The organism is Streptomyces sp. NPDC055400 (assembly GCF_053644375.1).
Genome location: NZ_JBSHLM010000012.1, coordinates 235,832 through 262,757, shown reverse-complemented (window position 1 = coordinate 262,757; position 26,926 = coordinate 235,832). Strand labels below are relative to the sequence as shown.

The window sequence follows — 26,926 nt, the reverse complement described above, 5'->3', positions numbered from 1 at the left end:
TGAAAACGCGCGCAGCCCGGACACGCGGCGCTCGCCGAGGGGCGCATCGCGTGCCCCCAACAGACAAGGATGTGATCCGCGGCGGCCAGCGCCGTTTTCACAGAGCCGAGGGACGGGATGACCGCCTTCCCGCGGGCGTACTCCGGCTTCTGGCCCCCTCACCGGGTCGTCCGCGATGAACGCCGCCCCCAGGCCCGCCACCACACCGGTGATGACATTGGCGGCGGCGAAGAACCGCAGGAGCAGTGGGTCGACGGGCGGCTACCGACTCTGGACGCGGGGCTGCGTGAGGACCTGGACCGGGACGTCGGAGTCCTGCGTGGGGAGATCAGCGATCTGCTCGGCGTACATCCGCTGCTGGAGTACAACGCACACCCCTCGCCCCGAATCCCCGCTTCCGCTATCACTCACCGAGGACGTCGGACAGAGCGAGCTGCCGGCCGGCTGGGTGCGCCGCACCTGCCCACGCCCTGGCGTCGTGGCCGCGCCGAGTGTCATCTGCGGAGCGAGGCGGAGAACCTGGTGCGATGCAGATCGGCCGTATCAGCTCGGACCTGCACCAATGCCGGGGCGCTGGAAGCGCGGTACGAGGCCGTGGTCTGCCGCATCCGTATGGCGCCTGGAAACCGCCGACGGGCTCCGGAGTGCGGACCAGCGCCGAGCGTGCCCAGGGGTACCGCCACAGCCGGCGTGCATGTGGCCGAGCGGCGCCATCGGTAGGGATTCGATGACCGCCAGCAACTCCTCTTGCATGTTCTATGGCATACACCTTAAGTTACTGACAGGTAGACCGTTTGGTGGGCCGTACGGCCATGGGGAAGCTGGTGAGCAGATGAGCCCGCGCAAGAGTGAAAGCCGTGACCGGATGGTCCTCAGTGCTGCAGCTCTGCTGCGTGAATACGGTGCGAGCGCGACCAGCATCGACCGGGTGCTCGCCCACAGCGGAGCTCCCCGGGGCTCGGTGTATCACCACTTCCCCGGCGGGCGGACGCAGCTCATCGAGGAGGCGCTGGCACTGGCGGCGGACTTCCTCACGGGGCTGATCGACACCGCGATGCAGGTGGATGACCCGGTGGCGGCCGTCGACGCGTTTTTCCGGCTGTGGCGTGACCGGCTCGTGGAGAGCGGCTTCCGGGCCGGCTGCCCGATCGTGGCGGTGGCCGTGGAGACCAACGACGATGCACCCCAGCTCGCCCGCTCGGCCGCCGCAGTCTTCGCCCGCTGGCAGGAGGCCCTCACGGCTTTTCTCGTCCGGCACGGCCTGACCGAGGAACGCAGCCGCCGGCTCGGTGCCTTCATGATCGCCGCCGTCGAAGGCGCGGTGATCATGTGCCGGGCCGAACGGAGCACCGCCCCGATCGAGGCAGCCGCCGCCGAGATCCACGACCTGCTCCTCCACGCCCTGCGCGACCGCCCCGGTGCCGAATCCGGTCCCCGGCCGTAGCCCGCAGTCGCTTGTCCAAGTCAGCTCAGCCCGAAGGAGTCGCCATGCCCTCACTCGACCGTCAGGACAACGTCTTCGTCCTCGACCTGGGAGACGGAGAGAACCGCTTCCACCCCGACTGGCTCACCGCCGTCAGCGCCGCGCTCGACGAGGTGGAGAAGGCGGAAGGCCCTCGCGCCCTGGTCACCGCCGCCACCGGCAAGTTCTACTCCAACGGGCTCGACCTGGACTGGCTGTCCGCCCACACCGACCACTACCAGGACTACGTGGTCACCGTCCATGAGCTGTTCGCGCGGATGCTGTCGCTGCCGGTCATCACGGTGGCCGCGCTGCAGGGGCACACCTTCGCCGCCGGCGCGATGTTCTCCCTCGCTCACGACTTCCGCGTCATGCGCGCCGACCGCGGCTACTGGTGCCTGCCCGAAGCGGACATCAACATCCCCTTCACCCCCGGCATGGCCGCCCTCATCCAATCCCGGCTGGCGCCGCAGACCGCGCACGAGGCCATGATCACCGCCCGCCGCTACGGCGGCGCCGACGCCGCGGCCACCGGCATCGTCGACCAGGCCGTCACCGAGGAAGCCGTGCGCTCCACCGCGATCGAGATCGCCCAGGCACAGGTGAACAAGGCCGGCGACACCCTCGGCACCATCAAGGCCCGCATGTACGCACCGGCCCTGGCCACCCTGCGCGACACCACCAACCCGCTCGGCTGACCAGCACCTCACCGACCGCACCAAGCCGTGCCCCGGGCGCCGTCCCCCGGGGCACGGGCTGCCCCAACTGCCCACCGCATCAGGGCGTTCACCACAAACACCATCTTCCGCGCGACAACACCTGGCGCGAGCGCGACCAGCAGGACGCCCTGCGCGTCAGCCCGCACGACGCCGAACGGCTGAGCCTGTCCGACGGCGCCCTCGCCCAGATCACGGCGTCGCGCGGCACCGCTGAGGCGGTGGTCGAGAGCGACGCCCGCCTACAGCCCGGCCCAGCCGCCGGCGGTGGTGTCGAGCGTCGTCGTGCGGTGGGCGAGCGGGCGGGCCATCAGCCGCGCGACCAGGTAGTTGCCGCGGGCGCGGTCGGCGATGGCGTCGGCCGGGGCCGCGGCGCTGTCCTCGGTATAGGTCCTGTGGCTGCCCGGACCGTCCGGGGCCAGCAGGAGTTCCTCGCGTACGCGGCCAGGTCGTCGGGCGCCCGCCAGCGGCTGTCGTCCAGGTTCAGCGGAGCGAAGTCCGGGCCCAGTGCGGGCAGGATGTGGCCGCGGGCGTCGACGAGGGGGATGGCTTCGGCTTCAGTTATCCGGCGGACTTTCCTGTAGCGCGGATCGACCAGGCCCCGGTCCGGGGCGTCATGACGGACCGCTCCTGAGTGCTGTCGGCGGCTGGCAGCGGCCATCGGCCGGTAGCGGCCGGACTCAGCTGGAAGGCGCCGGCAACCACACACGAGTGCCGGGCCCCACCGTGGGTTGGGGCCCGGCACATGGCCGGCCGCTGTGGAGCGGCCGTCCCGGCCGGTCGGCGCGACATGGGATACGGCCGGGAAGACGGCGAGCCGGGGGTCAGTTCCCCAGTGCGTCGGTCAGCGCATTGGTGACGTCCTCGGTGGACGCGGTGCCGCCGACGTCGCGGGTAAGGACCCCGGCTCCGGTGACGGCCTCGATCGCCTTGTTGAGGCGGGCCGCCTGGTCGGGCAGCCCGAAGTGCTCCAGCATCAGAGCGGCGCTGCCGACCGCACCGATCGGGTTGGCAAGGCCCTGCCCCGCGATGTCCGGGGCGGATCCGTGCACCGGCTCGAACATGCTGGGAAAGCGCCCCTCAGGGTTGAGGTTGGCGCTGGCGGCCAGGCCGAGGCTGCCTGCGAGGGCGCTGCCGAGATCGGAGAGGATGTCGGCGTTGAGGTTCGAGGCGACGACGACGGACAGGTCCTCGGGCTTGAGCACGAACTTTGCGGACATCGCGTCGACGAGCACACTCTCGGTCTCTACGTCGGGGTAGTCGGCAGCCACCCGCTTGAAGACGTCGTCCCACAGGACCATGCCGTACTGCTGGGCGTTGGACTTGGTGACGGAGGAGACCTTGCGGCGCGTGCGGGTGCGGGCCAGGTCGAAGGCGAAGCGGATGATGCGCTCGCAGCCCACCTCGGTGAACAGGGAGGACTGGACGGCCACTTCGCCGCCAGGGCCGCGCCCGGACAGGTTGCGGCCGCCGAGCCCCGCGTACTCGCCCTCGCTGTTCTCCCGGACGACGACCCAGTCGAGTTCGGTGTCGTCGGCCTTGCGCAGCGGGCTGACCACGCCGGGCAGGAAGTGCACGGGGCGGACGTTGGCCCACTGGTCGAAGTTCTGGCAGATCTTGAGGCGCAGGCCCCACAGGCTGACATCGTCGGGGACGGTGGGCCAGCCGACCGCGCCGAAGTAGATGGCGTCGAACTCCTTGAGCAGCTCCAGGCCGTCGTCGGCCATCATCCTGCCGGTGCGGGCGTAGTACTCGCAGCCCCAGTCGAACTCCTGCCAGTCGAAGGCGAAGGCCCCGTCGGACGCGTCGGCGAGGGCATCCAGTACGGCGCGCCCCGCCGCCACGACCTCGGTGCCGACTCCGTCGGCGGGGATGGCGGCGATGCGGAAGGTGCGGAGCTCGGACACAAGGGCCTCCAGAGGTGCGGGAAACGCCCGTGCTCACAGGAGCGGTCAGGGTTCGCTCAAGGGAGCCTGGCCGGGCGGCGGTCGGTGTGTTCCCGAGTCAACAGGCCGTCTCGCGGGGCGTCCAAGACATGCTTCCGATGCGACTCATAGGTGCGGCTGATAGGTGCTGCAGCTGGTACGTGCTTGTGGCTGGTGGGTCTGCGTTACGTCGACGGGGTCCGGGCGCGGCGCTCGGCCAGGGAACGGGTCAGCTCCAGGAAGGCGCGCGCGCCGGGCGTCAGATGCGCGGGCAGGCTGATCATCGCGACGTGCAGATGCGCGGTCGGTGCGAGTGAGGCGACCACGAGGCCGCAGCGGCGGGCGAGCCGGATCCAGGCCGCGGGCAGCACGGCTACGCCCACGCCGGTGAGCACCAGCGGAAGTATGGAGGTGCGGTGGTCGACCACGGCAACGATCTCCGTGCCCCCGCTGCGAGCGGTGATGTCGTCGACGATGCTGCGCATCAAGCTGCCGGGCCGGGAGGCGATCAGCTTGTGTCCCGCCAGGTCCTTGGGGTGCAGAACGGCGCCGTCGGCGAAGGGCCCGTCGGCTGCCCCGACGACGACGAAAGGCTGCTCCTCCACCGGCAGCATGTCGATGCCGGGCGCGGCCACCGGCTTGTCGGCACCGAGGAGCCCCAGCTCGCAGGCGCCGCTGCGGACCAGTTCGACGGTTTCCTCGGGGGTGAAGGCGGCGCGAGTCGTGATCGTGACGTCCGGGTGCAGTTGCGCGAACCGGTGGATCAGCGTGGTCATCGGCTCGATGCCGGGTGACGGCATGGCGGCGACCTCCACGGTGCCGCTGCCGAGTCCGGCCAGGGCCGCGGCCCGTTCGCGTACGGCGGCCAGGTCGCGCAGCACGCGGCGGCTCGGCTCGAGGAGTTCGGCGCCCGCCTCGCTCAGGACGACGCCGCGGCCCATGCGGTGGAAGAGAGAGACCCCCAGGTCCGCCTCCAAGTTGGCCATAGCCTGCGACAACGACGGCTGCGCCACGTGGAGCGCGGCGGCGGCCCTGCTGAAGCCGCCGTGCTCCACGATGGCGAGAAAGTACTGCAGTTGCCGCACGTCCATCCTGCTTCCTCCACCTGCTGCCATAACGGCAACCTATCGACAGGTCGACATGATGCTTTCAACGGGGAGGCAGGGACGCGGCTGTGCGGTTTCAGGCGGGCCGAGAGGGCTCCGGCGCCGGCGCGGACTGCTGCCGGGGTTGTGGCACCTCGGCGTCGAACGTGTCGTCCGGCGCAGCCCCGGCGTACGGCTCGGCAGGTGTCTCGACCGGCTTCCCCGCCAGGACCCGACGCGCCCGTTCCAGGTCCAGCGCGTTCTCCCAGCGGGCGACGACGAGGGTGGCGACCGCGTTGCCGCAGAAGTTGACGAGGGCCCGGCACTCGGACATGAACTTGTCGATGCCGAAGACCAGCATGATGCCCGCGGCGGGGACGTGCCCGACCGTGGAAAGGGTTGCGGTGAGCGCGATGAACCCGCCGCCCGCCACTCCGGCCGCCCCCTTGGACGTCAGCAACATGACCGCGAGCAGGCCGAGTTGCTGGCCGATGGACAGTGAGGTGTCGGTGGCCTGGGCGATGTACAGCGTCGCGAGGGAGAGGTAGATCGCCGCGCCGTCGAGGTTGAAGCTGTAGCCGGTCGGCACCACCAAGCCGACGGTAGGCCGGTCGGCGCCCATGAACTGCAGCTTGCGCATCAGGCCCGGCAGCGCGGGCTCGGCCGTCGAGGTGCCCAGGATGAGCAGCAGCTCTTCCTTGAAATGGCGCAGCAGTTGGAAGAGGTTCAGCTTCACGTACAGCGCCAGCACCGCGCCGAGAACCAGCACGACGAACACGATGGATGTGACGTAGAACAGCAGGATCAGCGAGCCGAGGCTGGTCAGGGTGGACAGGCCGAACTTGCCGATCGCGAAGGCCATCGCGCCGAAGGCGCCCAGCGGGGCCGCCTTCATCACGAACGAGAGGACCTTGAACACCACCTCGGTGAGGCGGTTGACGGACGCGATGATCGGCTCACCGGCTGCGCCGACCATCTTCAGGGCGATCCCGAAGATGACCGCGAGGAAGATGACCTGAAGGATGTCCCCCTCGACGAACGCGCCGAGGAAACTGTTCGGGACCAGGTTGGTGATGAACTCCCACCAGTGCTGGTGCTCGCCCTGTTTGACGTACTGGCTCGCCTCACCCGAAGTGTGCAGGCCTCCGGCGTCGGCGTGCACGCCGACGCCGAGCGGGAACAGGTTGATCGCGAGGAGCCCGAAGCCGAGTGCCACGATCGTGCCGACCTGGAAGTAGACGAGCGCCTTGACGCCCGTACGCCCCACCTTCTTCAGGTCGGCCACACCCGCGATGCCGCCCATGATGGTCAGGAAGACGATCGGACCGATGAGCATCTTCATCGCCGTGACGAAGGTCGTGCCGACCGGCTCCATCGCCGTACCCGCGTCGGGCCATCGCCAGCCCAGCACGATGCCGACGACGATCGCCGCCAGCACCTGCACGTAGAGCTGTCGGTACCACGGCTTGGCCTTCACCACGGGGGTGGCGCCTGCGGCGGCGTCCGGGGCATGCGTCATTGCAACCTCCATCCGGGCACGGCTGAGCCCGCCCGCACGCGACCGGAGGATGCGGCACCGACAGCCGCGACGGCGAAACCCCTGCGGCACCGGGCCCGTCCGGCGCCGCCCCAACTACCGGATCAGTGAAGCGGCTCACACACACGGAGGTCCACGACCAATAATCGATGCCCCGGATAGGTAGCGCCTATGGCCCCGACGGCAGCTGCACGGTCTTGATCAGGACAGATCTCGTCACCCGTGCCCCGGTAGGTGTGCGCGGCAACGCTCCATCGATGACATCCCCCTGGCCGAGCGCCACGGGCGGCCAGGGCACACCGCGCCCTTGTCCCGCTCTTCGACCTCCCCCAGAGGACGTGCCGCGTGCCGCGTGCCGCTCAGGATGGTGTGGGTCCGCCGGGGGCCACGGCAGGCACCCGCCCCGTGGCCCCACACCCGCCGCCGTACTCGGATCGGCCGTTCAGATCACGTGCTCCGGCCCCGCGCCCGGGTCAGCTGCTTCAGTTCGATGATGGTCGCGACCGCGCGCAGCCAGTCGGCCGCGGTGTCGTCGGCGGCGATCCCGCCCACGAGTTCGGTGCCGGCCCGCAGCCACTCCCGTACGAGGACGGCCGCCTCCCGGCGGGGCAGGGGCTCGGGCAGCTCTGCGGCGTGGGCGAGTCCGCCGGCGCGCACGGTGTCGGCGAGGAAGGCGACCGAGCGCGGCTCGGTGCCGAGGCGGTCGAGGATGACTGCCGCGGCCGCGGCGCCGTCGCCGAACAGGGCGGTGCGCCGGGTGCCGGGCGCGGCGGTGAGGCCGTAACGCAGCAGAACAGTGATGTCGAGCCGGGCCAGCTCGTCGTCCGTGCGGTCCGGCGGGTAGGGGGCGTCGTCGTTCATGGCGGGGCCTCGGGTGTCTCGTCTCATCTGACTGGTCCGCTGCGGCTCAGTTGACGGTGACGGTGTAGGTGATGCGCTCGGGGGCCTGGGAGGGGGTGGGCTCCCCCGTGGTCGCGGTGGCGGAGGGTCCGGTTGTCTCGGGGGGCCGGGCGGAGGTGTTGCCCTGGCAGGTGGTGAAAGTGCAGTGCAGCAGCGTGAACCGGGTGGTCCCCTTGCCCTTGGCCTCGAAGGTGAAGGTGAGCCGGCCGCCGGCACCGGCCCCCGGCTCGTCGCCGGAGTCCGACGCATAGTCCTGGCCGCGGCTGACGAGCACCGAACTGTCGGGCTCGGGGCCGACGAGGTACCAGTACTCGCGGGTGGATGCGTTGTGGTCGACGGTGAGCGTGAAGCGCTCGCCCGGCTCGGCGGTGATGCTGGTGTCCTTCACCGGGTGGCTCACGGTGCTTGTGGGGTGGTTCGCGGTGCTCGTGGAGCCGCCGGCCGGTTCGTCGGTGCCTGAGCCGCAGCCCGTGGCGAGAGCGAGGAGCGCGGCCGCCGCGATCGCGGCACCGCGCCTGCTACCGCGGAAGATAGACGCTGTACGCCTTGGGAAGATCACTGGTGGAAGCCTTGCCCATGTGGCCGTTGATGAAGTCGTCCTCGCTGACCCAGGTGGTCTGGCCCCAGGGGTTGTACACGTCAACGACCCGAGACTCAAGGTCCCGGGCTTGCACAACGGGCGCCACTGGCTGTGGTGCTGCGTTTGCGTCCTGTCCCACGCCCGGTGTTCGGGGGTGGGTCTGGGGCGGTTGACTGCGCCCCGCATCTCCACAACTCCTCCGCACGGTGGCGGATGTTGCGGGAGCCGTTCCAGTCCGCGTGTGCAACGACACCGCAGGACCGGCATACGAAGCGGGCCTGACTGGCCCGGTTCGCCTTGTCGATGTGCCCGCATTCGGCGCAGGTGCGGGAGGTGTACGCCGGATTGACGTGCACCACGGGTACCCCTGCCTTGCGGGCCTTGTACGCGATGAATTCTCCGAGCTGGGCAAAGGCCCAGGAGTGGAGGGTGGCCCTCCCCCACTGCCTTAAGGGCGTGGGAGGTACCCCCAGGCTTGCGAAGCCGTACCCGTGCGCGGATGCCTGTCAGGTCTTCCAGGGCGATTCCGCGACCGGTGCGTTCTGCCTCGGCCACCACATGTTTCGCGATCTTGTGGTTGATGTCCCGTACCCGCCGCGCCTCCTTACGGCGCCGCTTCTTCAACCGGCGCTTGGCGGACGGGGTGTTCTTCTTCTGGAGTTTCGTACGCAGGGTGCGTTCGCGCAGGCGCCCGCGATTCAGCTGACGTCCGGCCATGATCTGACCGTCTGAGGTGGTGGCGATGTTCACGATTCCGAGATCGATCCCGAGAAACTCCGTGACGCTGGTGTTGAGTTCGGCTTCGGGGAGCTCGCAGGTGGCGGTCAGGAACCACATGCCGTCGCGGTACAGCAGGTCGGACTCGCCCTTGCGGTACAGGGTCAGGCGGGCCAGGTGTTCGGGGCGGCTGTGAACGCCACCTCTTTCATGCGGCCCGACAGGGTCCAGATCGACACGGTGCGCTCTGTGTACTGCCAGGACAGCATCCGGTCGTCGTAGGGCTGCGCGCCCTCGGGCCGGAAGGCGATCGGTTTCTCGACCGCCCGCCGGTAACGCTGCGAGCCCGGCTTGCCGAGGTTTCCTGCCTGCAGGTTCGCCCTCAACGTGCGGTAGGCGTCGCAGGTCTTCTTGATGACGTGCTGGGCGGCCTGAGCTCCGAGCCCCCACCGGTCCTTGACCTGGGTGTAGGTGTGCTCACGCAGGGGGAAGTTGCGTTTCACATCTCTTTCGAACGCCACGGACGACACCCAGGTCGCCGCCCTGTGCAGGCATGCGGGGTCTCCTCAAGAGCCGCCGCCTGCACGGGCGTCGGCAGGAGCTTCACCTGCACGGTCAATTTCACGATCGTGACATTACCTGCCGCCTGACGTACCGGCATTCGAACATCGCACATTCCTCACCGGGCACTCCGGGCCGGTCTTCTTGCGGGCGCTCCGCTCCCGTTGCCGGATGCGATTCCTCCCGGGGGTGAACCCCCGGGGTTCCTCGCAAGAGCACGCTGAAGGGCGGCAGGGCGTACGGCGCCGAGGCGTTGCCGCAATGGCGTCAGGTGGTGAGGCCGTCGATCGCCACGGGAAGGTGGCGGGGGCCGCGCAGGACGGGGTTGACGCGGTAGGTCGGCGGGTCCGCCAGCAGCCGTGGGTTTCTGATCCGGCGGAAGAGCTCGGGCAGGGCGAGCTGCGCCTCCATCCGGGCCAGCGGTGCGCCGAAGCAGTAGTGGCTGCCGGTGTAGAACCCGAGGTGCTGGTTGTCCGCGCGGTCGGGATCGAACCGGTCGGGGTCCTCGAAGCGCTTCGGGTCGCGGTTGGCCGACGCCAGCATCAGGCTGACCGGCGAACCCTTGGGGATGGTGGTGCCGGCGACGTCGATCTCGGCCAGGGCGGTGGTGAACGGTATGAACTGGACCGGCGGCTCGTAGCGCAGCACCTCCTCAATGAGCGGAACGACCAGGTCCGGTTCCGTCCGGTTCCGTCCGGAACCGTTCGAGGACGTCGGGGTGGCGCAGCAATGTGAGCGTCGCGTTGCTGATCAGGTTGACGCTTGTCTCATGGCCTGCGATCAGGAGCAGTATCGAGGTGGCCACCAGCTCCCCGGTCGACATGCTGCCGCCGGGCCCCGTTTCGCGGGCGAGGGGGCCGAGGATGCCGCTGCCCTGGTCGTGGCGCTTGGTGTCGATGGCGTCTCCTGAGGGGCCGACGTTCGAGGGCGATGGTCAGGCGCGCGCCGCGACGAACGGGACACGGAACGGCCTGGACCGGACACGCGGCCGCAGCCTTGCGAAGCCCTGACAGCGCTTGAGATCGACGACGAGCCTCATCTGGAACCCGCTCCTTGCCCGGGTTGCGATGACCGCCGGCCCCGCAGCCCCCGTGGGTTCGGTTCACTCGAATGGTTGGTACGCCTCCTCTCCAGGATCAGCTCGGCCGGGGGCCTCGCAACGCGGGAGCCGTGCGGTGGCGGCCCTCCACGAAGGGGACCGCGGACTCCTGGCCGGGCCAGGGATCGAACTCACGGCTCAAGAAGCACGTCCAGTGGTACTTCCTGCCCCAGCCCGATCTCGGCCCAGATCGTCTTGCCCTGGCGGTCGTAGCGCGTGCCCCACATCGCGGTCAGCTGCGCCACCAGGAAGAGGCCACGCCCTCCTTCGTCCTCGTCGCCGGCGTGGCGGAGATGCGGAGAAGTGTGGCCTCCGTCCGAAACCTCGCATATCAGTGTGCGGTCGACGTCCCGGAGCAGGCGCAGAGAGACAGGGGGGCGGCCGTACCGGATGGCGTTGGTGACGAGTTCACTCACGACCAGTTCTGAGACGAACGCCGCCTCGTCCAGCCCCCAGTCCTCCAGCTTCTCCCGGACGAGTGCACGGACGCCGGCCACCTCGGCCGGGTCGGAGGCGACATGCCAGGAGGCCACGCTGTCCACGGGGAAGGCGTGGACGCGCACCAGCAACAGCGCGGCGTCGTCGTCGGCGGATCCCTTGGCACACAGGGAGACGACCTCGTCGCACGCTTTCTGCAGGGACCCGGCCGAGGCGTCCAGGGCGCCGCACACGTCTTTCACCCCCTCGTCCACGTCCCGGCCGCGCGCCTTGACGATTCCGTCGGTGAACAGGGCGAGCACAGCACCCTCGGCGAACTCGAATTCCACGCTCTCGAAAGGCAGTCCGCCGATGCCCAACGGGGGACCTGTGGGCAGGCCGAGCGGTTCAGCCTGCCGGGTGCCTGTCCCACGGCCGGTGGCGACCGGTGGGAGGTGGCCCGCGCTGGCCATGGCGCACGTGCGGGAGGTGGGGTCGTACACGGCGTACAGGCAGGTCGCCCCGAGCGCCCGGTCCGTCCCCTCGTCGCCCGGCGTCCGGTGTACTCCGACACGTGCCTGACCCACCAAGTCGTCGAGCCGGGTGAGGAGTTCGTCCGGCGGCAGGTCCAGGGCGGCCAGTGCCCTCACGCTCGTACGCAACCGTCCCATGGTGGCCGCGGCGTCCACCCCGTGCCCCACCACGTCACCGACCACCAATCCGACGCGGGCGCCCGACAGCGGAATCACGTCGTACCAGTCGCCCCCGACTCCGAGAGGACCGGTGGTGGGGATGTAGCGGTGCGCGAGCTCGATGCCGCTCGGTTGCGGCAGTTCTCGCGGGAGGAGGTCACGCTGCAGCTTCAGTGCCGTGGTGTGCTCGCGGACGTAGCGGCGAGCGTTGTCCACGCACAGCGCGGCGCGCGAGGCCAGTTCTTCGGCGAGGGCGCGGTCCTCCTCGGTGAACGGTGCACGGGGCGGCTGCCGCAGGAGGGTGACCGTGCCGAGCGCGGCGTCACCCAGGAGCAGCGGCAGGGCCAGCAGGCGTTGGTGCGCGGTCACCGGCCGACTGCCGATGACACCCAGCAGCGCATCACTTTGCGCGACGGACGGGGCGCTCATGGTCCGCTCCGCCATGAGCCGTAGCCCCGTAGGTGCACCGGACGCCGAGGACGGGGGTTCTTCTCCGGCCAGGACCGGCTCCGCCACCTCGATGCGTACGGAGTCGGCGAGGTCCGGAACCACGAGCCCGGCAAGTTCCTCCGCGGTTTTCCCGACGTCGAGCGTGGTACCGATCCCGCTGGCCCGGCTGAGCAGCGCCAGGCGAGTCTGTGCCTCGTAGCGATCGGTGACGTCGACGGACGCCTCGCAGACGCCCAGGGGGTGGCCCGCGTCGTCCTGCAGGCGGAAGTACGAGCACGAGTAGACCCGGTGGTAGGCGCAGGCGGCGGGGGTGGGCCCGCGCCAATGGACGTCGAGCACGGCTTCGCCGGTGCGCAGCACTTCCTCCAGTACCTCCTCCGTCTCGTGGTACCGAGGAGGGGACAGGATGGTGCCGTGCGGATAGAGCACACGGTCGGCTTGGCCCTCCCACTCACCGGCGTGCCAGCCCATGACCTGCTGCACGACGTCGTTGGCCCAGTTGAGGTGGGCGTCGGGGCCGTAGACGCTGAGCCCCACGGGAGCCTGGGTGAAGAGCCCGGACAGCATCGACTGGTCGGTCACCCACTCCTGATAGCGGTCGCTCGCCGCCGCCATCACGACCCAGGCGGGCCTCCCCCGGCCCTGCTCCACCGGAAAGACGCGCAGGACCGTCTCCACCAGTGACCCGTCCGGGCGGCGAACGGTACGTCTCTCGGTCCGGGCGTCCTCGGACGCCCCCGCTGCCCCGAAGCCCTGCAGCGTGTCGTCCGGGGCGCGGACATCCCGCAGGACCTCGCTCGCCGGGCGACCGAGCACATCCCGGGTGTCGGCCCCGTAGAGATTGCGGGCTCCAGGGCTCCAGCCAGTCACTCTCCCCTGCGCATCCAGCACGATCATCGCTGCGGTGGTCGTGTCGAAAGGGTTCTGATGACCGGTCTCGCATGATGCGTGCATCGTGGCCATGCGACCTGCCCAGTACTGGAATGTCTGAATTCAAGGCTACGCCTGGCCTCCGCAGCACGGCTTGCAAGGAGATCACCGGATGAGCGTGGCAGGCCGCACCGTGCCCCTGTCCGCGGGAGGGAACGCGGGCGTCAGCCCGTCGTCAGGGCGAAGATGAGGACGGTCAGCGCCCAGCACAGGGCCACGAGCGCGGCGCCGGCCACGTCGACCCGTACGGTGCGGGTCCGGCCGGGGCGGAGCCAGAAGGCCAGGGCGCGGTTCACCAGGGGCATGAGCAGCCAGGTCAGAATGCTGACACTCAGTACGTTGCCGAAGAAGAGGCCGAGGTATCCGGGGACGCCCAGGACGTCGAATTCATGGCCCACGGTCAGGTTCAGGGCCATGACGGTGGGATAGAGCGCCAGCACGACGGTCATGGCCTGTTTCCAGTTGGGCGGGACCTGCTCCTCCTCGCCCGAGCCGAACCTGAACCAGCCGCCGAACGCGGTCCCCACCTTGCGGACCTCGTAGGACGCGAAGTAGTTCTGCCCTTCCTTGAGGAGGCGCTCCCTGCTGCTGGAGTCCAGCCAGGCGTCGAGATGTTCCCGCGTGTCGTAACGGAATACGACCACCCAGTGGTCCTGGATTCCCTCGACGGGCTTGAAGAATTCCGTTCCCATGAAGCCCGGATATTTCTCCTGCTCCCTCAGGACCTTTTCCTGCCAGCGCTCGAATTCCTGCTCCCTGCCCGGCCGTACGTCGTGCGAGATGACGGCCGTGACCCCCTCTTCCCGGTCGGGCTCCTCGATATGGCCACCGGCGAGGACTTCCTGGGTCGGGGTGCCGTCCAGCAAGGCGCTGCCTTCGGCGAGCAACTCGCGGCGGGTGGCGGAGTCCAGCCACGCCGTGAGCTGGTCCGTCCCGGCGAAACGGAACACGACAACCCATTCGTGATCCTCGCCGGATCTGGGAGGATAGGTCTCCGTCCCCTGGAACCCGTCGAAGTCCCGAACGGCCCGGTTCACCTTCTCCTGCCAGCGGTCGTACTCCTCGTCGAGTCCGGCCCGCACCTTCTGGGAGGTCACGACGGTCGCACTGCCGCTTGCACGGATACCCATACGGCGTAGTCTAGTTCAGAGGGAATTCCGACGACATTTGAATTTTCACGATGCTCGGGGGATATCCAGCGCACGATGATCGCGCGAGAGATCAGTCTCCATGGACCTCAACACCATCTCGGAAGTCGTCCGGCGCCCGCTCGACCGGCCCGGCGCCGACTGGCGCGAGGGTGATGCGTGGCTCGCGGGCGGTACGTGGCTGTTCTCTCAGGAGCAGCCGAGTCTGCGCCGCCTGGTCGATCTGACGGCGCTGCACTGGGATCCCCTCGTCCCGGGCCGCGCGGGGCTCGAGATCGGCGCCACGTGCACCATTCGCCATCTGCATTCCATTGCCGTTCCGGAGTCCTTTGCTCCGCCGGGTTCTTCTACTTTTCCGGGCGACTGGACCGCGGTCGCCCTTTTCGCGAAAAGCTGCGACGCCTTCCTCTCCTCGTTCAAGGTATGGAATTCGGCGACCGTCGGCGGGAATATCTGCCTGTCCCTGCCCGCCGGACCCATGATCACCCTGACGGTCGCTCTGGAGGCCCGGTACGAGCTGTGGGCTCCCGACGGGTCCACACGCACCGTCGACGCCCTCGACTTCGTAACCGGCAATCACCAGAACATTCTCGGACCCGGGGAAATCCTGCGGCGCATCCGTATTCCGGCCCACGCTCTGAGGAAACGCACCGCGCACCGTCGCTTCTCGCTGACCCGTCTCGGCCGTTCCACGGTCTTCGTCGTCGGCACTCAAACACAGGGCACGAGCGACCTGCTGCTCACCGTCACCGCCGGGACCACACGCCCCGTACGCCTTGCTTTCGACGCCATGCCCGATGCCTCGGCCCTGCGGCACAGCATCGACGCCATCCCCGCCGGCCTCTGGTTCGCGGATCCCAATGGGACCCCCGATCACCGCCGCCATCTGACGAAGTACTTCGCCGAAGAGATTCGCCGCGAACTGTCGCCCGGTAGCCTGCCATGACGTACATCGTGAACGGCACGCATTTCGACGAGGGGCCGGGCCCCGGCCAGTGCCTGCGGACTTTCCTGCGGTCGCTCGGGCACCACGGCGTCAAGAAGGGGTGCGACGCGGGCGACTGCGGTGCGTGCACGGTGTGGCTCGACGGCGATCCGGTGCACAGCTGCATCACCCCCGCGTTCCGCGCGGAGGGCCGTGAGGTGACCACGATCGAAGGGCTCGGGTCTCCCGGTCAACTGCACCCGATGCAGCGGCAGTTCCGTGATGCGCCGGGGTTCCAGTGCGGCTTCTGCACCGCGGGGATGATCATGACCTCGGCGACCTTCACGGAGGCCCAGAAGGCGGACCTGCCGCGCGCACTGAAGGGCAACCTCTGCCGCTGCACCGGCTATCGGGCGATCGAGGACGCCGTGAAGGGCGTCGTCGGCGTCGAGACCGCCACGCCGGGAAAGGCCGTCGGGACGAGCGTCGGCGCCCCGGCGGGCGACGAAGTGGTGACCGGGCGCGCCGAGTTCACGATGGACACCGATGTCGAAGGCCTGCTCCACCTCAAGGTGCTGCACTCCCCGCACGCGCACGCCCGGATCGTGTCGGTCGACAAGACCGCCGCGCTCGCGGTGCCGGGCGTGCATCGCGTCTACACCTGGGAGGACGTGCCGCGCAGGCGGTTCTCCACTGCCATCCACACCGATCACCTCGTCGATCCGGACGACACGTACATCCTCGACGACACGGTCCGCTTCGTCGGCCAGCGCGTCGCCGCGGTCGTGGCCGACACGGTCGGCGCCGCGGAGGAGGGCTGCCGAAGGGTCGAGGTGGAGTACGAGGAGCTGCCGGCGGTGTTCGATCCTGAGGCCGCGATGGCCGAAGGCGCTCCCCAACTGCACCGTACGGACGACCCGTTCGTCCGCGATGCCGTCCACAACATCCTGCTGGAGATCCACGCACACATCGGCGATGTCGACGCGGGGTTCGCCGAGGCGGACGTGATCCATGAAGGAACGTACTCGTCCCCCCGGGTGCAGCACGCGCATCTCGAGACCCATGGATCCATCGCCTGGGTCGAGGACGGCCGGCTGAACGTGCGGACCAGTTCGCAGTCGCCGTCGATCGCGAAGGTCAAGCTCGCGCATCTCTTCGCGCTGCGCCCGGACCAGCTCCGCGTGTTCTGCAAGCGGGTCGGCGGCGGCTTCGGCGGCAAGCAGGAGGTCATCTCGGAGGATCTGGCCGCGCTCGCGGCCCTGGACACCGGGCGGCCCGTCTGCTTCGAGTACACCCGCGAGGAGGAGTTCACGACGGCCTCGCCGCGGCACCCGATGACGCTGACGGTCAGGCTCGGCGCGAAGGCGGACGGCACGCTGACGGCATTTCAGGTCCGCAACGTGTCGAACACGGGCGCCTATGGCAATCACGGCGGCGAGACCCTGTACGCAGGCGGCGCGGCCGTCATGATGTACCGCTGCCGCAACAAGAAGTACGACGGGTTCTCCGTCTACACGAACACCGTGCCGAGCGGGGCGCTGCGCGGCTACGGGATGACGCAGCCGGCGTACGCCGTGGAATCCGCGATGGACGAACTGTCCCGCGCCCTGCACCTCGACCCGCTCGAACTGCGACGCCGCAACATCGTGCGGCCCGGCGATCCGCTCGTCGCGATGCACGACGGCCCCGACGACGTGATGTTCAACGAGAACGGGCTCGGCAAGTGCATCGATCTCGTGGATCACGCCATGGCCCGTGCGGCCGACGAGCCGCCGCCCGGACCCGGTTGGCTCGTGGGGTCCGGGGTCGCGAGTTCCCTGCACGAGACCGCGCCCCCGACCGAGCACCTCTCCGAGGCCTGGGTCACGCTCGGCGACGACCTCGTGTACGAACTGGCCGTCGGTACCGTCGAGTTCGGCGAGGGCACGTCGACCGCGCACGTCCAGATCGCGGCCAACCAGCTGGGTACGACGCCCTCACGCATTCGCCTGGTGCAGTCGGACACGGACCGCACGGGATTCGACACCGGCGCCTTCGCGAGCGCGGGCCTCTTCGTGGCGGGCAACGCCGTACTCAGGGCGGCCAACGCCGTGCGCGACCGCATCCTCGAATTCGCCGCAGCGCGCACGGGGGTCCACGTGGTCATGTGTTCGCTGGGCGACGGGGAAGTGGTCTGCGGGGACCAGCACGTGCCGCTGGCCGACCTCGTCGCGCTGGCCCGGGCACGCGGAATCCGGTTCACCGCCGCACGCAAGGCCTACGGCTCGCCGCGAAGCGTCGTATCCAACACGCACGGATTCAAGATCGCGGTGCACCAGGTGACGGGCGAGATCCGCATCCTCTACAGCGTTCACGCCACGGACGCGGCCGTCGTCATCAACCCCGCGCAGGTCCGGGGTCAGGTGGAAGGCGGGGTCGCCCAGGGCATCGGCTTCACACTGACCGAGAACTACCAGGTCGACGCGGGCGGAGCCATGGTCAACCCGAACCTGCGCAACTACCGCATCCCCACCTACGCCGACGTCCCCCGCACCGAACTGCTTCTGGTGAAGTCGGCGGACTCCTTCGGACCCATGGGGTCGAAGGGCATGGCGGAATGCTGCATCAACCCGGTGGCCCCCGCGCTGGCGAACGCGCTCCACGACGCCACCGGCGTCCGCTGTCGCGCACTGCCCCTGACGCCGGAGCGCATCTACAGCCGGCTCAAGGAAAACCGGTCGATACGCACGGCCTGAGCCCCGCCCGCATCCAGGAATCGGGTCGGCGCCCGCCCGTGGAAACCTGGCGGCAGCATCAGTCCTGGAGAACCTGGTGGCCCGGAAGCGTCCGTCCCAGGCGTGCCAGCGGGGACAGCGCCATCAGCAACGGGGACAGCATCATCCCTGCCGCCGTCACCACGAGGCTGAGGCGCAGCCCCCACTCGCCCGCGAGGAAGCCCCCGAGCAGGGAGCCGAGCGGGGTCAGCCCCATGCCGACGAACGTGATGGTCGCTGCCACGCGGCCCTGCATCCCGTCCGGGGTGAGGGCCTGCCGGACGCCCATCACCGTGACGTTCACCAGTTGGCCGAAGGTCCCGAACACGAGGCTGACCGCGACGAGGGCGACAAGCGTCGCCGCTGAGGAGCCGTGCAGCGCGGGCACGAACAGGAACGCGCCGTCGCCGAGGGCCGCCGCGGACACGAGCACCACGCCGTGCCCCAACCGGCCCGGCAGGCGCGCGGCCAGCAGCGATCCGAGGAGCGCGCCCGGCCCGGTCGCCGCGAGCGCGAGGCCGGTCTCGGCGCCGGACAGGTGCAGTTCCCGTGGCAGAAAGAGCAGGTGGACGGTCATCGTGGCCGCCAGCGAGAACTGGAAGGCGGCCGAGGCGAGGCACACGGCCCGCAGCGAGGTGTCGCCGGCTACGAAGCGAAGGCCCTCCAGGATCCGCCGCCAGACCCGTGGAGGACGCTGCGCGGTCTGTTGCGTGGGCTGTGGGGTTGGCTGCTGCGTCGGCTCCGGGTACGACTCGCTGCGGCGGATCCGTCGGATCGACAAGAACGACAGGGCGAAGAGCGGCGCGCCCGAGGCGGCAGCGATCGGTGCCGCCAGGACGGAGACCAGCGCCCCGCCGAGTGCGGGGCCGGCGATCTGGGCGGCGGAGCGGCTGCCCTCCAGCGCGCTATTGCCCCGCACCAGCTGATCGCGTCGCACCAGCCGTACGAGAGACGTCTGGTAGGCCACGTCGAAGAACACGGAGAGGGCGCCGACGGCGAAGGCGGCCACGAGCAGCGCGGGCAGGCCCAGCGCGCCGAAGAGCCCTGCCACGGCGGTCGCCCCCAGGGCCAGCGCCCGGCCCACGTCCGCGAGCACCATCACCGTGCGCGTCCGCCACCTGTCCACCCACGCGCCCGCCGGAAGCGAGAGCAGCAGGATCGGCGCCTGCCCCACCGCGCGCAGGACGCCCAGCTCACCGGCGTCGGCGCCGAGCGTCAGGACGGCGCAGAGCGGCAGAACGACCAGAGTTGTGTGTTCAGCGAGTTGGGAGACCGTCTGGCCCACCCAGAGTCGTCGGAAGTCTCGGTCGCGCCACAGGCTTGGGGAAGCAGGCCGACCAAAAGCGGATCCGGCGGAGGAAGCGGAGGAAGCAGAGGGATCGGAGGGATCGGAAGGTTCGGAGGGATCAGACGAAGCAGAGGACGCGGAGGGCACAGGGATCCCTTGCAGTGCGGACGACGAGACCCGCCAGCGGGCGCGCGGAAGGCGCACCGGCGGTACAGGCAGGAGAGAGCTCGCTGTGCCACGCGACAAGGGCAGCACGCGATGACGGGCCGATCACGGCCAACAGCGTCACAGCGTGCGCGTACGACCGGGCATCTCTCACTCCTCGCAGGTCACTCGTCGCCCCGACACTAGCCCGTACCGAAGGAGACCGACATGGGAAAAATCGTGATCAGCGAGAACGTCTCGCTCGACGGGGTCGTCCAGGACCCGACCGGCGACGAGGGCTTTCGGCGTGGGGGCTGGTTCGACCGGATGGCGGACAAGGACCGGCTGGAGTGGACCAAGGTCGAGTTCGATGAGGCGCTCGGCACCGAGGCCCTGCTCCTCGGCCGGCGCAGCTACGAGTGGTTCGCGGCCCGCTGGCCGTCCCGCACCGGCGCGTGGGCGGAGCGGCTGAACGCCCTGCCCAAGTACGTGGTGTCCTCGACCCTCGTCGACCCCGAGTGGAACAACTCGACGGTTCTGGACGGCGAGGTGGTGGCCGCGGTCTCGAAGCTGAAGCAGGAGCTGACCGGGGACATCGTCGTCTACGCCAGCCGCCGGCTCGTGCGCACGCTGCTGGCGCACGGCCTGGCCGACGAGCTGCGGCTGATCGTCCACCCGGTCGTGCTCGGGGCCGGCGAGCGCCTCTTCGGCGAGACCGGCGACGAGCTGTCCCTGCGCCTCCTCGACACCCACACCGTCGGCGACGGCCTCGCGGCGCTCACCTACGGGATCGTCCGGGACGCCGCGGGGCAGGCGGAAAGGTGAGGACAGGCCGCGGGGATACGTGGCCTGGACCCGGGTCACCCGCGGTGCGCCGCACCTCCTGCGCGGTCACGATGAAGGAGCCGTCACAGAAGGTGGCGTCACAAAGGGACGCTCCCCCTTTGCATAATCATTCTTTGGGATGCATACTCTTCCTATGTCTAAGGTTCTCACCTCCCTTCCCGCCGGCGAGCGCGTCGGCATCGCCTTCTCCGGCGGCCTCGACACCTCCGTCGCGGTCGCGTGGATGCGCGACAAGGGTGCCGTCCCGTGCACCTACACCGCCGACATCGGCCAGTACGACGAGCCCGACATCGCGTCGGTGCCCGGCCGTGCCAAGGCCTACGGTGCCGAGATCGCGCGCCTGGTCGACTGCCGTGCGGCGCTGGTGGAGGAGGGCCTGGCCGCGCTCGCGTGCGGCGCGTTCCACATCCGCTCGGGCGGCCGTGCCTACTTCAACACGACGCCGCTCGGCCGCGCCGTCACCGGCACGCTGCTGGTGCGGGCGATGCTCGAGGACAACGTCCAGATCTGGGGCGACGGCTCGACGTTCAAGGGCAACGACATCGAGCGGTTCTACCGCTACGGCCTGCTGGCCAACCCGCACCTGCGCATCTACAAGCCGTGGCTCGACGCCGACTTCGTGACCGAGCTGGGCGGCCGCAAGGAGATGTCGGAGTGGCTGGTCGCCCATGACCTGCCGTACCGCGACAGCACCGAGAAGGCGTACTCGACCGACGCCAACATCTGGGGCGCCACCCACGAGGCGAAGACGCTGGAACACCTCGACACCGGTGTGGAGACGGTCCAGCCGATCATGGGCGTGCGGTTCTGGGACCCGTCCGTGGAGATCGACGCCGAGGACGTGACGATCGGCTTCGAGCAGGGCCGCCCGGTGACGATCAACGGCAAGGCGTTCGCCTCCGCGGTCGACCTGGTGATGGAGGCGAACGCGATCGGCGGCCGCCACGGCATGGGCATGTCGGACCAGATCGAGAACCGGATCATCGAGGCGAAGAGCCGCGGCATCTACGAGGCCCCGGGCATGGCGCTGCTGCACGCCGCGTACGAGCGTCTCGTGAACGCGATCCACAACGAGGACACCCTCGCCCAGTACCACAACGAGGGCCGGCGCCTCGGGCGGCTGATGTACGAGGGCCGCTGGCTGGACCCGCAGGCGCTGATGGTCCGCGAGTCGCTCCAGCGCTGGGTCGGCTCGGCGGTCACCGGCGAGGTGACGCTGCGGCTGCGGCGCGGTGAGGACTACTCGATCCTCAACACCACCGGCCCGGCGTTCAGCTACCACCCGGACAAGCTCTCGATGGAGCGCACCGAGGACTCGGCGTTCGGCCCGGTGGACCGGATCGGCCAGCTCACCATGCGCAACCTCGACATCGCCGACTCGCGCGCCCGGCTCGAGCAGTACGCGGGCCTCGGCATCGTCGGCACGACGCACCCCGAGCTGATCGGCGCCGCACAGGCGGCGGCGACGGGCCTGATCGGCGCGATGCCGGAGGGCGGCGCCGAGGTCATCGCCTCCCGCGGTGAGGTCTCCGAGGAGGACGAGCTCCTCGACCGCGCGGCGATGGAGTCGGGCACCGACTAGCCCCGACGGGCAGGGCGTGAGCGAGGAGGAGGGGGTGGCCGCCGTGGCCACCCCCTCCTCCTCGCTCGTTCACAGGGTTACGCGGCTTCCACCACGTCCGTCGGGTTCGCGAACTGCGTCCGGTACAGCTCCGCGTACCGTCCCTCCTCGGCGAGCAGCGTCTCGTGGGTGCCGCGCTCGACGATGTGGCCGTCCTCGACCACCAGGATCTGGTCGGCGGACCTGATCGTGGACAGGCGGTGGGCGATCACGACGGCGGTACGGCCTTCGAGTGCCTCCGCGAGCGCTTCCTGCACGGCCGCTTCGGACGTGTTGTCCAGGTGGGCGGTCGCCTCGTCGAGGATGACGACGCGCTGCCGGGCGAGGAGGAGGCGGGCGATCGTCATACGCTGGCGTTCGCCGCCGGAGAGGCGGTAGCCGCGCTCGCCGACGACGGTGTCGAGGCCGTCGGGCAGGGAGTGGACCAGGTTCTCCAGGCGCGAGCGGCGCAGCACGTCCCAGAGGTCGTCCTCGCTCGCTCCGGGCCTGGCCAGCAGGAGGTTGGCGCGGACGGAGTCGTGGAAGAGGTGGCCGTCCTGGGTGACCATGCCGAGGGTCTCGCGCAGGGATTCGGCGGTCAGGTCGCGGACGTCGACCCCTCCGATGCGTACGGCGCCCTCGTCCGTGTCGTAGAGGCGGGGCATGAGCTGGGCGACGGTCGACTTGCCCGCGCCGGAGGTTCCGACGAGGGCGACGGTCTGGCCGGGTTCGGCGCGGAACGAGATGCCGTGCAGGACCTCGGCTCCCCCGCGGGTGTCGAGCGAGGCGACCTCTTCGAGGGAGGCGAGGGAGACCTTGTCGGCGGACGGGTAGCCGAAGCGGACGTCCTCGAACTCCACGGCGACCGGCCCCTCGGGGACCTCACGGGCGTCCGGCTTCTCGTCGATCAGCGGCTTGAGGTCGAGGACCTCGAAGACGCGCTCGAAGCTGACGAGGGCGCTCATGACCTCGACGCGGGCCCCGGCCAGGGAGGTCAGCGGCGCGTAGAGGCGGGTGAGAAGCAGGGCGAGGGAGACGACGGCGCCCGCGTCGAGGGTGCCCTCGATCGCGAAGTAGCCGCCCAGACCGTAGACGAGCGCGAGGGCGAGGGCCGAGACGAGGGTGAGCGCGGTGATGAACGCGGACTGCGCCATGGCCGTGCGGACGCCGATGTCCCGTACGCGGGCCGCGCGGGCGGCGAACTCGGCGGACTCGTCGCCGGGCCGGCCGAACAGCTTGATCAGTGTGGCGCCGGGCGCCGAGAACCGCTCGGTCATACGGGTTCCCATGGCCGCGTTGTGCGCGGCGGCCTCGCGCTGGAGCCGGGCCATCCGCGTACCCATGCGCCGCGCGGGCACCACGAACACCGGCAGGAGCACCAGCGCGAGGAGCGTGATCTGCCAGGACAGCGTGAGCATGACGGCGAGGGTGAGGAGCAGGGTCACGACATTGCCGACCACGCCGGAGAGCGTATTGCTGAACGCTCTCTGCGCGCCGATCACATCGTTGTTGAGGCGGCTGACGAGGGCGCCGGTGCGCGTACGCGTGAAGAAGGCGACCGGCATGCGCTGCACGTGGTCGAAGACAGCGGTGCGCAGGTCGAGGATCAGTCCCTCGCCGAGGTTGGACGAGAGCCAGCGGGCGAGGATGCCGAACCCCGCCTCCGCGAGGGCGATCACGGCGATGAGGAGGGCGAGGCGGATGACGGTGCCCTCGTCCTTGCCCGCGACGATGGTGTTGACGACGTGCCCCGCGAGGACGGGGGTCGCCACCGCGGTCAGCGCGGTGACCACGCTCAGGACGACGAACTGGGCGATCCGGCGCCGGTGCGGGCGCGCGAAGGCGGCGATGCGGCGCAGGGTGGCGGGGGCGAAGGGTCGGGTGTCCTGCTGGGCGTTCATGACGCTGTGCAACTGCGTCCACGCCGTGGTCTCCATGCTCATGGAGTAGACGGTAAGACCTCAAGCAAGCTTGAGGTCAACCAGATGCCTCGATTCGAGGCGGGCGGACCTCTGGGAGGGGCGCGGTCGGCGTGCCACGCTGACCATCGACTCAGCGACGATCACTCAGGAGGGTTCGGATGCCGGTCCGCGTCGAGCGCCGAGGACATGTCACCACGGTCGTACTGTCCCGCCCCGAGGTCCGCAACGCGGTCGACGGGCCCACGGCCGCCGAACTGGCCGCCGCCTTCAAGGAGTTCGACGCCGACGAATCCGCCCGCGTAGCGGTGCTCTGGGGCGAGGGAGGCACGTTCTGCGCGGGCGCCGACCTCAAGGCCATCGGCACCGAGCGCGGCAACCGGGTCGCCGAGGAGGGTGACGGACCGATGGGCCCGACGCGGCTGCGCCTGTCCAAGCCGGTGATCGCCGCCGTGAGCGGGCACGCGGTGGCCGGCGGCCTCGAACTGGCGCTCTGGTGCGATCTGCGGGTCGCCGAGGAGGACGCCGTCTTCGGGGTGTTCTGCCGGCGCTGGGGCGTGCCCCTCATCGACGGCGGCACGGTGCGCCTGCCCCGGCTCATCGGCGAGAGCCGCGCCATGGACCTGATCCTCACGGGCCGCCCGGTGCCCGCCCTGGAGGCGTACGCGATGGGGCTCGCCAACCGGATCGTGCCGCCCGGCCGGGCGCGCGCCGAGGCCGAGGAGCTCGCGGAGCAGATCGCGGGCTTCCCCCAGGCCTGCATGCGCGGCGACCGCGCCTCCGTGCTCGACCAGGCGGGGCAGGGCGAAGAGGCGGCCATGGCGGGTGAACTGCGCTACGGGACAGCCGTGCTGGAGGAGAGCCTGAAAGGGGCCGCGCGGTTCGCGTCGGGGGCGGGGCGGCACGGGTCGTTCACCGACGGGTGACCCGCCGCACCCGCCCCGGCGGCGGATCAGGCGGAGGTGTGCAGCGGCACCGTCAGTTGCTTCAGCCAGGTGCCGGTGGTGAAGTCACGCGCCTTGATGACGACCGAGCGGGGGCCCACCTCGACCTGGAGGCCCTGGTTGAAGGCGCCGCCGAGCGAGACCTCGCCGCCCTTGCCGTCGTCCATCCAGCCGACCTGCACGGCGGCGGTGTTGACGACGGTGAAGCCTTCGATGTTGCCCGTGGCGGGCACGACGCGGCGTACCACCCAGTCGGACAGGTTGAGGTCCCAGTGAGTGTGCCCGGAGAACAGGAACACGTCCTTGTGGCGGCCCAGGATCGACAGGAGCCGGTCGGGCTGGAGGTAGTCACTCATGTAGAGCTTGTTGTGCGTGCCCGACACGGTGTTGGGCAGCGGGTGATGGGTCAGGACCATGACGGGGCGTCGGCGGCGCGCCCAGTGGGCGAGCCGGTCCTCGAGCCACGCGAACTGCTCGTCACTGATCCACACCTCGTCCCACAGCTTCACGTCGTGGTAATGCGAGTAGCGCTCGGTCCCGAGGCTGAGGACCGGCACCCCGCCGAACGACGTCTCCGAGTAGACCTTGCCCCGCTCCGCGAACGTGTAGAAGCTGCGGAAGAGGGAGTCCTCGGTGGTGCCGTTGGGCCAGGTCGCCTGGGCGAGGGTGTTCGGATCGCTGTACTTCGGCACGTAGAACTCGTGGTTGCCGATGGCCCACGCCACGTTCTCGGGGTGCGGGTGCTTGTCGAGGGTCTGGCGGACGGCCGCGTACTCGAAGTCGTAGCCGCGCGGGGTGATGTCGCCGGCTATGCCGAGGCCCGCGCTGCGGGGGTTGACCGAGTGCAGGTCGTCCAGCGCCTTGCCGAAGTCCGTCAGGTCGCCCTGGATGTCGCTGATGATGTTGAACCGCACGGTGCCGTCGTCGTCGTGGCGCTGGGCCGCGGGCTCGGCGGCGGGTGCGGCGGCGGCCGCGGGCGCGGAGACCAGGGAGCCGGTCGCGGCGAGCGCGCCGCCCGCGAGCGTCGCGCGCCCCGTCGTGGCCATGAACGATCTGCGATCCATCGGTGTTTCCTCCAAAGCGACTGCCCCGTGAGCAGGTGGCCGGTCACCTCGAGCGTTACCGGTCGTGGTGGCCTGACGACATACCGCAGGTGAGCGACTCCTTAAGACTGGTCTAGCCCAGTTACCTTTTCGAGATGTCCCCGTGCCCGATGCGCCTTCGTACCCCTTCAGCCGAGTTCGAGGGTGGTGACGCCGAAGACCCTTTCCCGGGCGAACGGCCGGACGGGGCCGGTGTACATGCGGGCCGTGGCGAACCCGGGGGTCAGGCCGTACGCCTCGGCGAGTGCCACGGCGGCTGGGTTGGATCCGGGCACGTCGACGGCGACCGGGGCCCTGCCGACCGTGGCCAGCAGGGCGTCGAACAGCGCGCGGGCGTCCTGCGGGGTGTCCGCGAAAAGCGGGCCTACACGGAAGGTCTCGCGGCCCGGGCGGATGACGCCGTAGCCGGTGACGCGGCCGTCGACGACGCGGGCGAGCGCGCGATGTCCGTCGCCGGCCAGCCAGGAGGCGAGGAAGCGGGGCCGGTCCGCGGGGTAGCAGGCGCTGTCGTACAGAGCGATGGACTTGAGGCCGCCCGCCTCGGCTACGGGGATGACGGTGCCGGATGCGGGGTCGCCTTCGGCCGGGCGCGGGGCCTGGGCCTGCGGTACGCCTGCGTAACGGACGGTCGTGTGCGCCAACTCGAAGCCGGACTTGCGGTAGTTGTCCTGCTGCGCGGGGACGCCGTCGAGGCCGACGGTCCTGCTGCCCGCGTGCGCGAGGCCCGCCTTCCAGGTGGCGATGCCGTAGCCGCGGCCGCGCAGGTCGGGCCGTACGAGGTAGAAGCCGAGGAACGCGTAGTCGTCGCCGTAGTTGACCACGGAGATCGCGGAGACGGGCTCGCCGTCGACCCGGCCGATGAAGAAGCCGTCGGGGTCCTGGGCGAAGAAGCTGCGGGCGTCGGCGAGGCCCGGGTTCCAGCCTTCTTCCGCCGCCCAGCCGCTGATGACGGACCAGTCGTCGAGCGTGGCCCGGGTGATGTCGAGCCGCTCGGGCACCTCGGGGGCGCCGACGGTCCGGTCACTGCCGGAGGTGTGGGAGTTGCCGGCGGTGTGGGGGTCCGGTCGCGTCATCGTCGCCTCTCCGTTGCTGCGCGGCGCGCCCCTGGCCCGCCGCCTTGATCCATGCCAGGTCCATCCTTCCCGATCGCCTCCCTCCGCCGCGACCACCGAGGCACGCTGATCG

The 26,926-nt window shown here is 70.0% G+C and carries 21 protein-coding genes and 1 pseudogene; 8 read left to right on the top strand and 14 right to left on the bottom strand.

Going from position 1 to position 26,926, the window contains the following annotated elements; genetic code table 11:
• The first annotated feature begins 727 nt into the window (after positions 1–727).
• The 3 genes from ACWIGU_RS29810 to ACWIGU_RS29800 are packed head-to-tail and all read left to right on the top strand — an operon-like array spanning position 728 to position 2,762.
• Positions 728–1,444 carry a TetR/AcrR family transcriptional regulator gene (locus ACWIGU_RS29810; protein WP_454404786.1) on the top strand — a complete coding sequence of 239 codons (717 nt, stop codon included), beginning with the start codon at positions 728–730 and terminating at the stop codon, positions 1,442–1,444.
• A gap of 44 nt (positions 1,445–1,488) precedes the next feature.
• A complete protein-coding gene (locus ACWIGU_RS29805) occupies positions 1,489–2,160 on the top strand; it encodes an enoyl-CoA hydratase-related protein (RefSeq protein ID WP_073898657.1) in 672 nt (223 codons plus the stop codon).
• A complete protein-coding gene (locus tag ACWIGU_RS29800; RefSeq protein WP_454404867.1) occupies positions 2,157–2,762 on the top strand; it encodes a molybdopterin dinucleotide binding domain-containing protein in 606 nt (201 codons plus the stop codon). The genes ACWIGU_RS29805 and ACWIGU_RS29800 overlap by 4 nt, the downstream gene beginning before the upstream one ends.
• A 240-nt stretch (positions 2,763–3,002) precedes the next feature.
• On the opposite strand, the gene ACWIGU_RS29795 is transcribed toward ACWIGU_RS29800, so the two are convergent.
• The 10 genes and pseudogenes from ACWIGU_RS29795 to ACWIGU_RS29750 all read right to left on the bottom strand — a co-directional run bounded on the left by ACWIGU_RS29795 (position 3,003) and on the right by ACWIGU_RS29750 (position 14,201).
• A complete protein-coding gene (locus ACWIGU_RS29795) occupies positions 3,003–4,085 on the bottom strand; it encodes a tartrate dehydrogenase (RefSeq protein ID WP_454404785.1) in 1,083 nt (360 codons plus the stop codon).
• A gap of 203 nt (positions 4,086–4,288) precedes the next feature.
• Positions 4,289–5,194 (bottom strand): LysR family transcriptional regulator, encoded by a 906-nt coding sequence (locus ACWIGU_RS29790; protein ID WP_454404784.1) that lies wholly within the window; start codon positions 5,192–5,194, stop codon positions 4,289–4,291.
• A 91-nt stretch (positions 5,195–5,285) separates the two neighbouring features.
• Positions 5,286–6,707 (bottom strand): C4-dicarboxylate transporter DctA, encoded by a 1,422-nt coding sequence (gene dctA / locus ACWIGU_RS29785; protein WP_454404783.1) that lies wholly within the window; start codon positions 6,705–6,707, stop codon positions 5,286–5,288.
• A 465-nt stretch (positions 6,708–7,172) separates the two neighbouring features.
• Positions 7,173–7,613, bottom strand: a complete 441-nt coding sequence (locus ACWIGU_RS29780) for a hypothetical protein (protein WP_454404782.1) — start codon at positions 7,611–7,613, stop codon at positions 7,173–7,175.
• A gap of 19 nt (positions 7,614–7,632) precedes the next feature.
• A complete protein-coding gene (locus tag ACWIGU_RS29775; RefSeq protein WP_454404781.1) occupies positions 7,633–8,013 on the bottom strand; it encodes a protease inhibitor I42 family protein in 381 nt (126 codons plus the stop codon).
• A gap of 266 nt (positions 8,014–8,279) precedes the next feature.
• Positions 8,280–9,547: pseudogene (locus ACWIGU_RS29770) on the bottom strand (RNA-guided endonuclease InsQ/TnpB family protein).
• Positions 9,548–9,750: 203 nt separating this feature from the next.
• The gene (locus ACWIGU_RS29765; protein ID WP_454404780.1) at positions 9,751–10,131 is read right to left on the bottom strand and encodes a cytochrome P450; all 381 of its coding nucleotides are present in this window, start codon (positions 10,129–10,131) and stop codon (positions 9,751–9,753) included.
• Positions 10,132–10,135: 4 nt separating this feature from the next.
• The gene (locus tag ACWIGU_RS29760; protein ID WP_454404779.1) at positions 10,136–10,306 is read right to left on the bottom strand and encodes a cytochrome P450; all 171 of its coding nucleotides are present in this window, start codon (positions 10,304–10,306) and stop codon (positions 10,136–10,138) included.
• A gap of 407 nt (positions 10,307–10,713) precedes the next feature.
• Positions 10,714–13,095: a SpoIIE family protein phosphatase gene (locus ACWIGU_RS29755; protein ID WP_454404778.1), complete on the bottom strand. Its 2,382-nt coding sequence runs from the start codon at positions 13,093–13,095 to the stop codon at positions 10,714–10,716.
• Positions 13,096–13,235: 140 nt separating this feature from the next.
• Positions 13,236–14,201 carry an antibiotic biosynthesis monooxygenase gene (locus ACWIGU_RS29750; protein WP_454404777.1) on the bottom strand — a complete coding sequence of 322 codons (966 nt, stop codon included), beginning with the start codon at positions 14,199–14,201 and terminating at the stop codon, positions 13,236–13,238.
• 100 nt (positions 14,202–14,301) lie between these two features.
• Here ACWIGU_RS29750 and ACWIGU_RS29745 point away from each other — a divergent pair, with 100 nt between their 5' ends.
• Both ACWIGU_RS29745 and ACWIGU_RS29740 read left to right on the top strand, forming a co-directional pair.
• Positions 14,302–15,165: an FAD binding domain-containing protein gene (locus ACWIGU_RS29745; RefSeq protein WP_454404776.1), complete on the top strand. Its 864-nt coding sequence runs from the start codon at positions 14,302–14,304 to the stop codon at positions 15,163–15,165.
• A complete protein-coding gene (locus ACWIGU_RS29740; RefSeq protein ID WP_454404775.1) occupies positions 15,162–17,879 on the top strand; it encodes a molybdopterin-dependent oxidoreductase in 2,718 nt (905 codons plus the stop codon). Before ACWIGU_RS29745 ends, ACWIGU_RS29740 begins: the two co-directional genes overlap by 4 nt.
• A 58-nt stretch (positions 17,880–17,937) precedes the next feature.
• Here ACWIGU_RS29740 and ACWIGU_RS29735 read toward each other — a convergent pair whose 3' ends face one another.
• Complete coding sequence (locus ACWIGU_RS29735) at positions 17,938–19,215, bottom strand: MFS transporter (RefSeq protein ID WP_454404866.1); 1,278 nt, start codon at positions 19,213–19,215, stop codon at positions 17,938–17,940.
• Between the two features lie 342 nt (positions 19,216–19,557).
• Here ACWIGU_RS29735 and ACWIGU_RS29730 point away from each other — a divergent pair, with 342 nt between their 5' ends.
• Both ACWIGU_RS29730 and argG read left to right on the top strand, forming a co-directional pair.
• Positions 19,558–20,154, top strand: a complete 597-nt coding sequence (locus ACWIGU_RS29730; RefSeq protein WP_454404774.1) for a dihydrofolate reductase family protein — start codon at positions 19,558–19,560, stop codon at positions 20,152–20,154.
• A gap of 154 nt (positions 20,155–20,308) precedes the next feature.
• Positions 20,309–21,757 carry an argininosuccinate synthase gene (gene argG / locus ACWIGU_RS29725; protein WP_454404773.1) on the top strand — a complete coding sequence of 483 codons (1,449 nt, stop codon included), beginning with the start codon at positions 20,309–20,311 and terminating at the stop codon, positions 21,755–21,757.
• A gap of 77 nt (positions 21,758–21,834) precedes the next feature.
• On the opposite strand, the gene ACWIGU_RS29720 is transcribed toward argG, so the two are convergent.
• The gene (locus tag ACWIGU_RS29720; RefSeq protein WP_454404772.1) at positions 21,835–23,718 is read right to left on the bottom strand and encodes an ABC transporter ATP-binding protein; all 1,884 of its coding nucleotides are present in this window, start codon (positions 23,716–23,718) and stop codon (positions 21,835–21,837) included.
• Between the two features lie 137 nt (positions 23,719–23,855).
• Here ACWIGU_RS29720 and ACWIGU_RS29715 point away from each other — a divergent pair, with 137 nt between their 5' ends.
• Positions 23,856–24,620, top strand: a complete 765-nt coding sequence (locus ACWIGU_RS29715) for a crotonase/enoyl-CoA hydratase family protein (RefSeq protein ID WP_454404771.1) — start codon at positions 23,856–23,858, stop codon at positions 24,618–24,620.
• 26 nt (positions 24,621–24,646) lie between these two features.
• Here ACWIGU_RS29715 and ACWIGU_RS29710 read toward each other — a convergent pair whose 3' ends face one another.
• Positions 24,647–25,702 (bottom strand): metallophosphoesterase family protein, encoded by a 1,056-nt coding sequence (locus tag ACWIGU_RS29710; RefSeq protein ID WP_454404770.1) that lies wholly within the window; start codon positions 25,700–25,702, stop codon positions 24,647–24,649.
• Positions 25,703–25,869: 167 nt separating this feature from the next.
• Positions 25,870–26,814 carry a GNAT family N-acetyltransferase gene (locus tag ACWIGU_RS29705; RefSeq protein ID WP_454404769.1) on the bottom strand — a complete coding sequence of 315 codons (945 nt, stop codon included), beginning with the start codon at positions 26,812–26,814 and terminating at the stop codon, positions 25,870–25,872.
• Positions 26,815–26,926 lie beyond the last annotated feature (112 nt).

What these genes read in the sequence shown, in the direction of transcription:
- ACWIGU_RS29810 (WP_454404786.1), top strand. Translation starts at nt 728, where the DNA reads ATGACCGCCAGCAACTCCTCTTGCATGTTCTATGGCATACACCTTAAG.
- ACWIGU_RS29805 (WP_073898657.1), top strand. Translation starts at nt 1,489, where the DNA reads ATGCCCTCACTCGACCGTCAGGACAACGTCTTCGTCCTCGACCTGGGA.
- ACWIGU_RS29790 (WP_454404784.1), bottom strand. Translation starts at nt 5,194, where the DNA reads ATGGACGTGCGGCAACTGCAGTACTTTCTCGCCATCGTGGAGCACGGC.
- dctA (WP_454404783.1), bottom strand. Translation starts at nt 6,707, where the DNA reads ATGACGCATGCCCCGGACGCCGCCGCAGGCGCCACCCCCGTGGTGAAG.
- ACWIGU_RS29780 (WP_454404782.1), bottom strand. Translation starts at nt 7,613, where the DNA reads ATGAGACGAGACACCCGAGGCCCCGCCATGAACGACGACGCCCCCTAC.
- ACWIGU_RS29760 (WP_454404779.1), bottom strand. Translation starts at nt 10,306, where the DNA reads ATGTCGACCGGGGAGCTGGTGGCCACCTCGATACTGCTCCTGATCGCA.
- ACWIGU_RS29755 (WP_454404778.1), bottom strand. Translation starts at nt 13,095, where the DNA reads ATGCACGCATCATGCGAGACCGGTCATCAGAACCCTTTCGACACGACC.
- ACWIGU_RS29750 (WP_454404777.1), bottom strand. Translation starts at nt 14,201, where the DNA reads ATGGGTATCCGTGCAAGCGGCAGTGCGACCGTCGTGACCTCCCAGAAG.
- ACWIGU_RS29745 (WP_454404776.1), top strand. Translation starts at nt 14,302, where the DNA reads ATGGACCTCAACACCATCTCGGAAGTCGTCCGGCGCCCGCTCGACCGG.
- ACWIGU_RS29740 (WP_454404775.1), top strand. Translation starts at nt 15,162, where the DNA reads ATGACGTACATCGTGAACGGCACGCATTTCGACGAGGGGCCGGGCCCC.
- ACWIGU_RS29730 (WP_454404774.1), top strand. Translation starts at nt 19,558, where the DNA reads ATGGGAAAAATCGTGATCAGCGAGAACGTCTCGCTCGACGGGGTCGTC.
- argG (WP_454404773.1), top strand. Translation starts at nt 20,309, where the DNA reads ATGTCTAAGGTTCTCACCTCCCTTCCCGCCGGCGAGCGCGTCGGCATC.
- ACWIGU_RS29720 (WP_454404772.1), bottom strand. Translation starts at nt 23,718, where the DNA reads ATGAGCATGGAGACCACGGCGTGGACGCAGTTGCACAGCGTCATGAAC.
- ACWIGU_RS29715 (WP_454404771.1), top strand. Translation starts at nt 23,856, where the DNA reads ATGCCGGTCCGCGTCGAGCGCCGAGGACATGTCACCACGGTCGTACTG.
- ACWIGU_RS29710 (WP_454404770.1), bottom strand. Translation starts at nt 25,702, where the DNA reads ATGGATCGCAGATCGTTCATGGCCACGACGGGGCGCGCGACGCTCGCG.
- ACWIGU_RS29705 (WP_454404769.1), bottom strand. Translation starts at nt 26,814, where the DNA reads ATGACGCGACCGGACCCCCACACCGCCGGCAACTCCCACACCTCCGGC.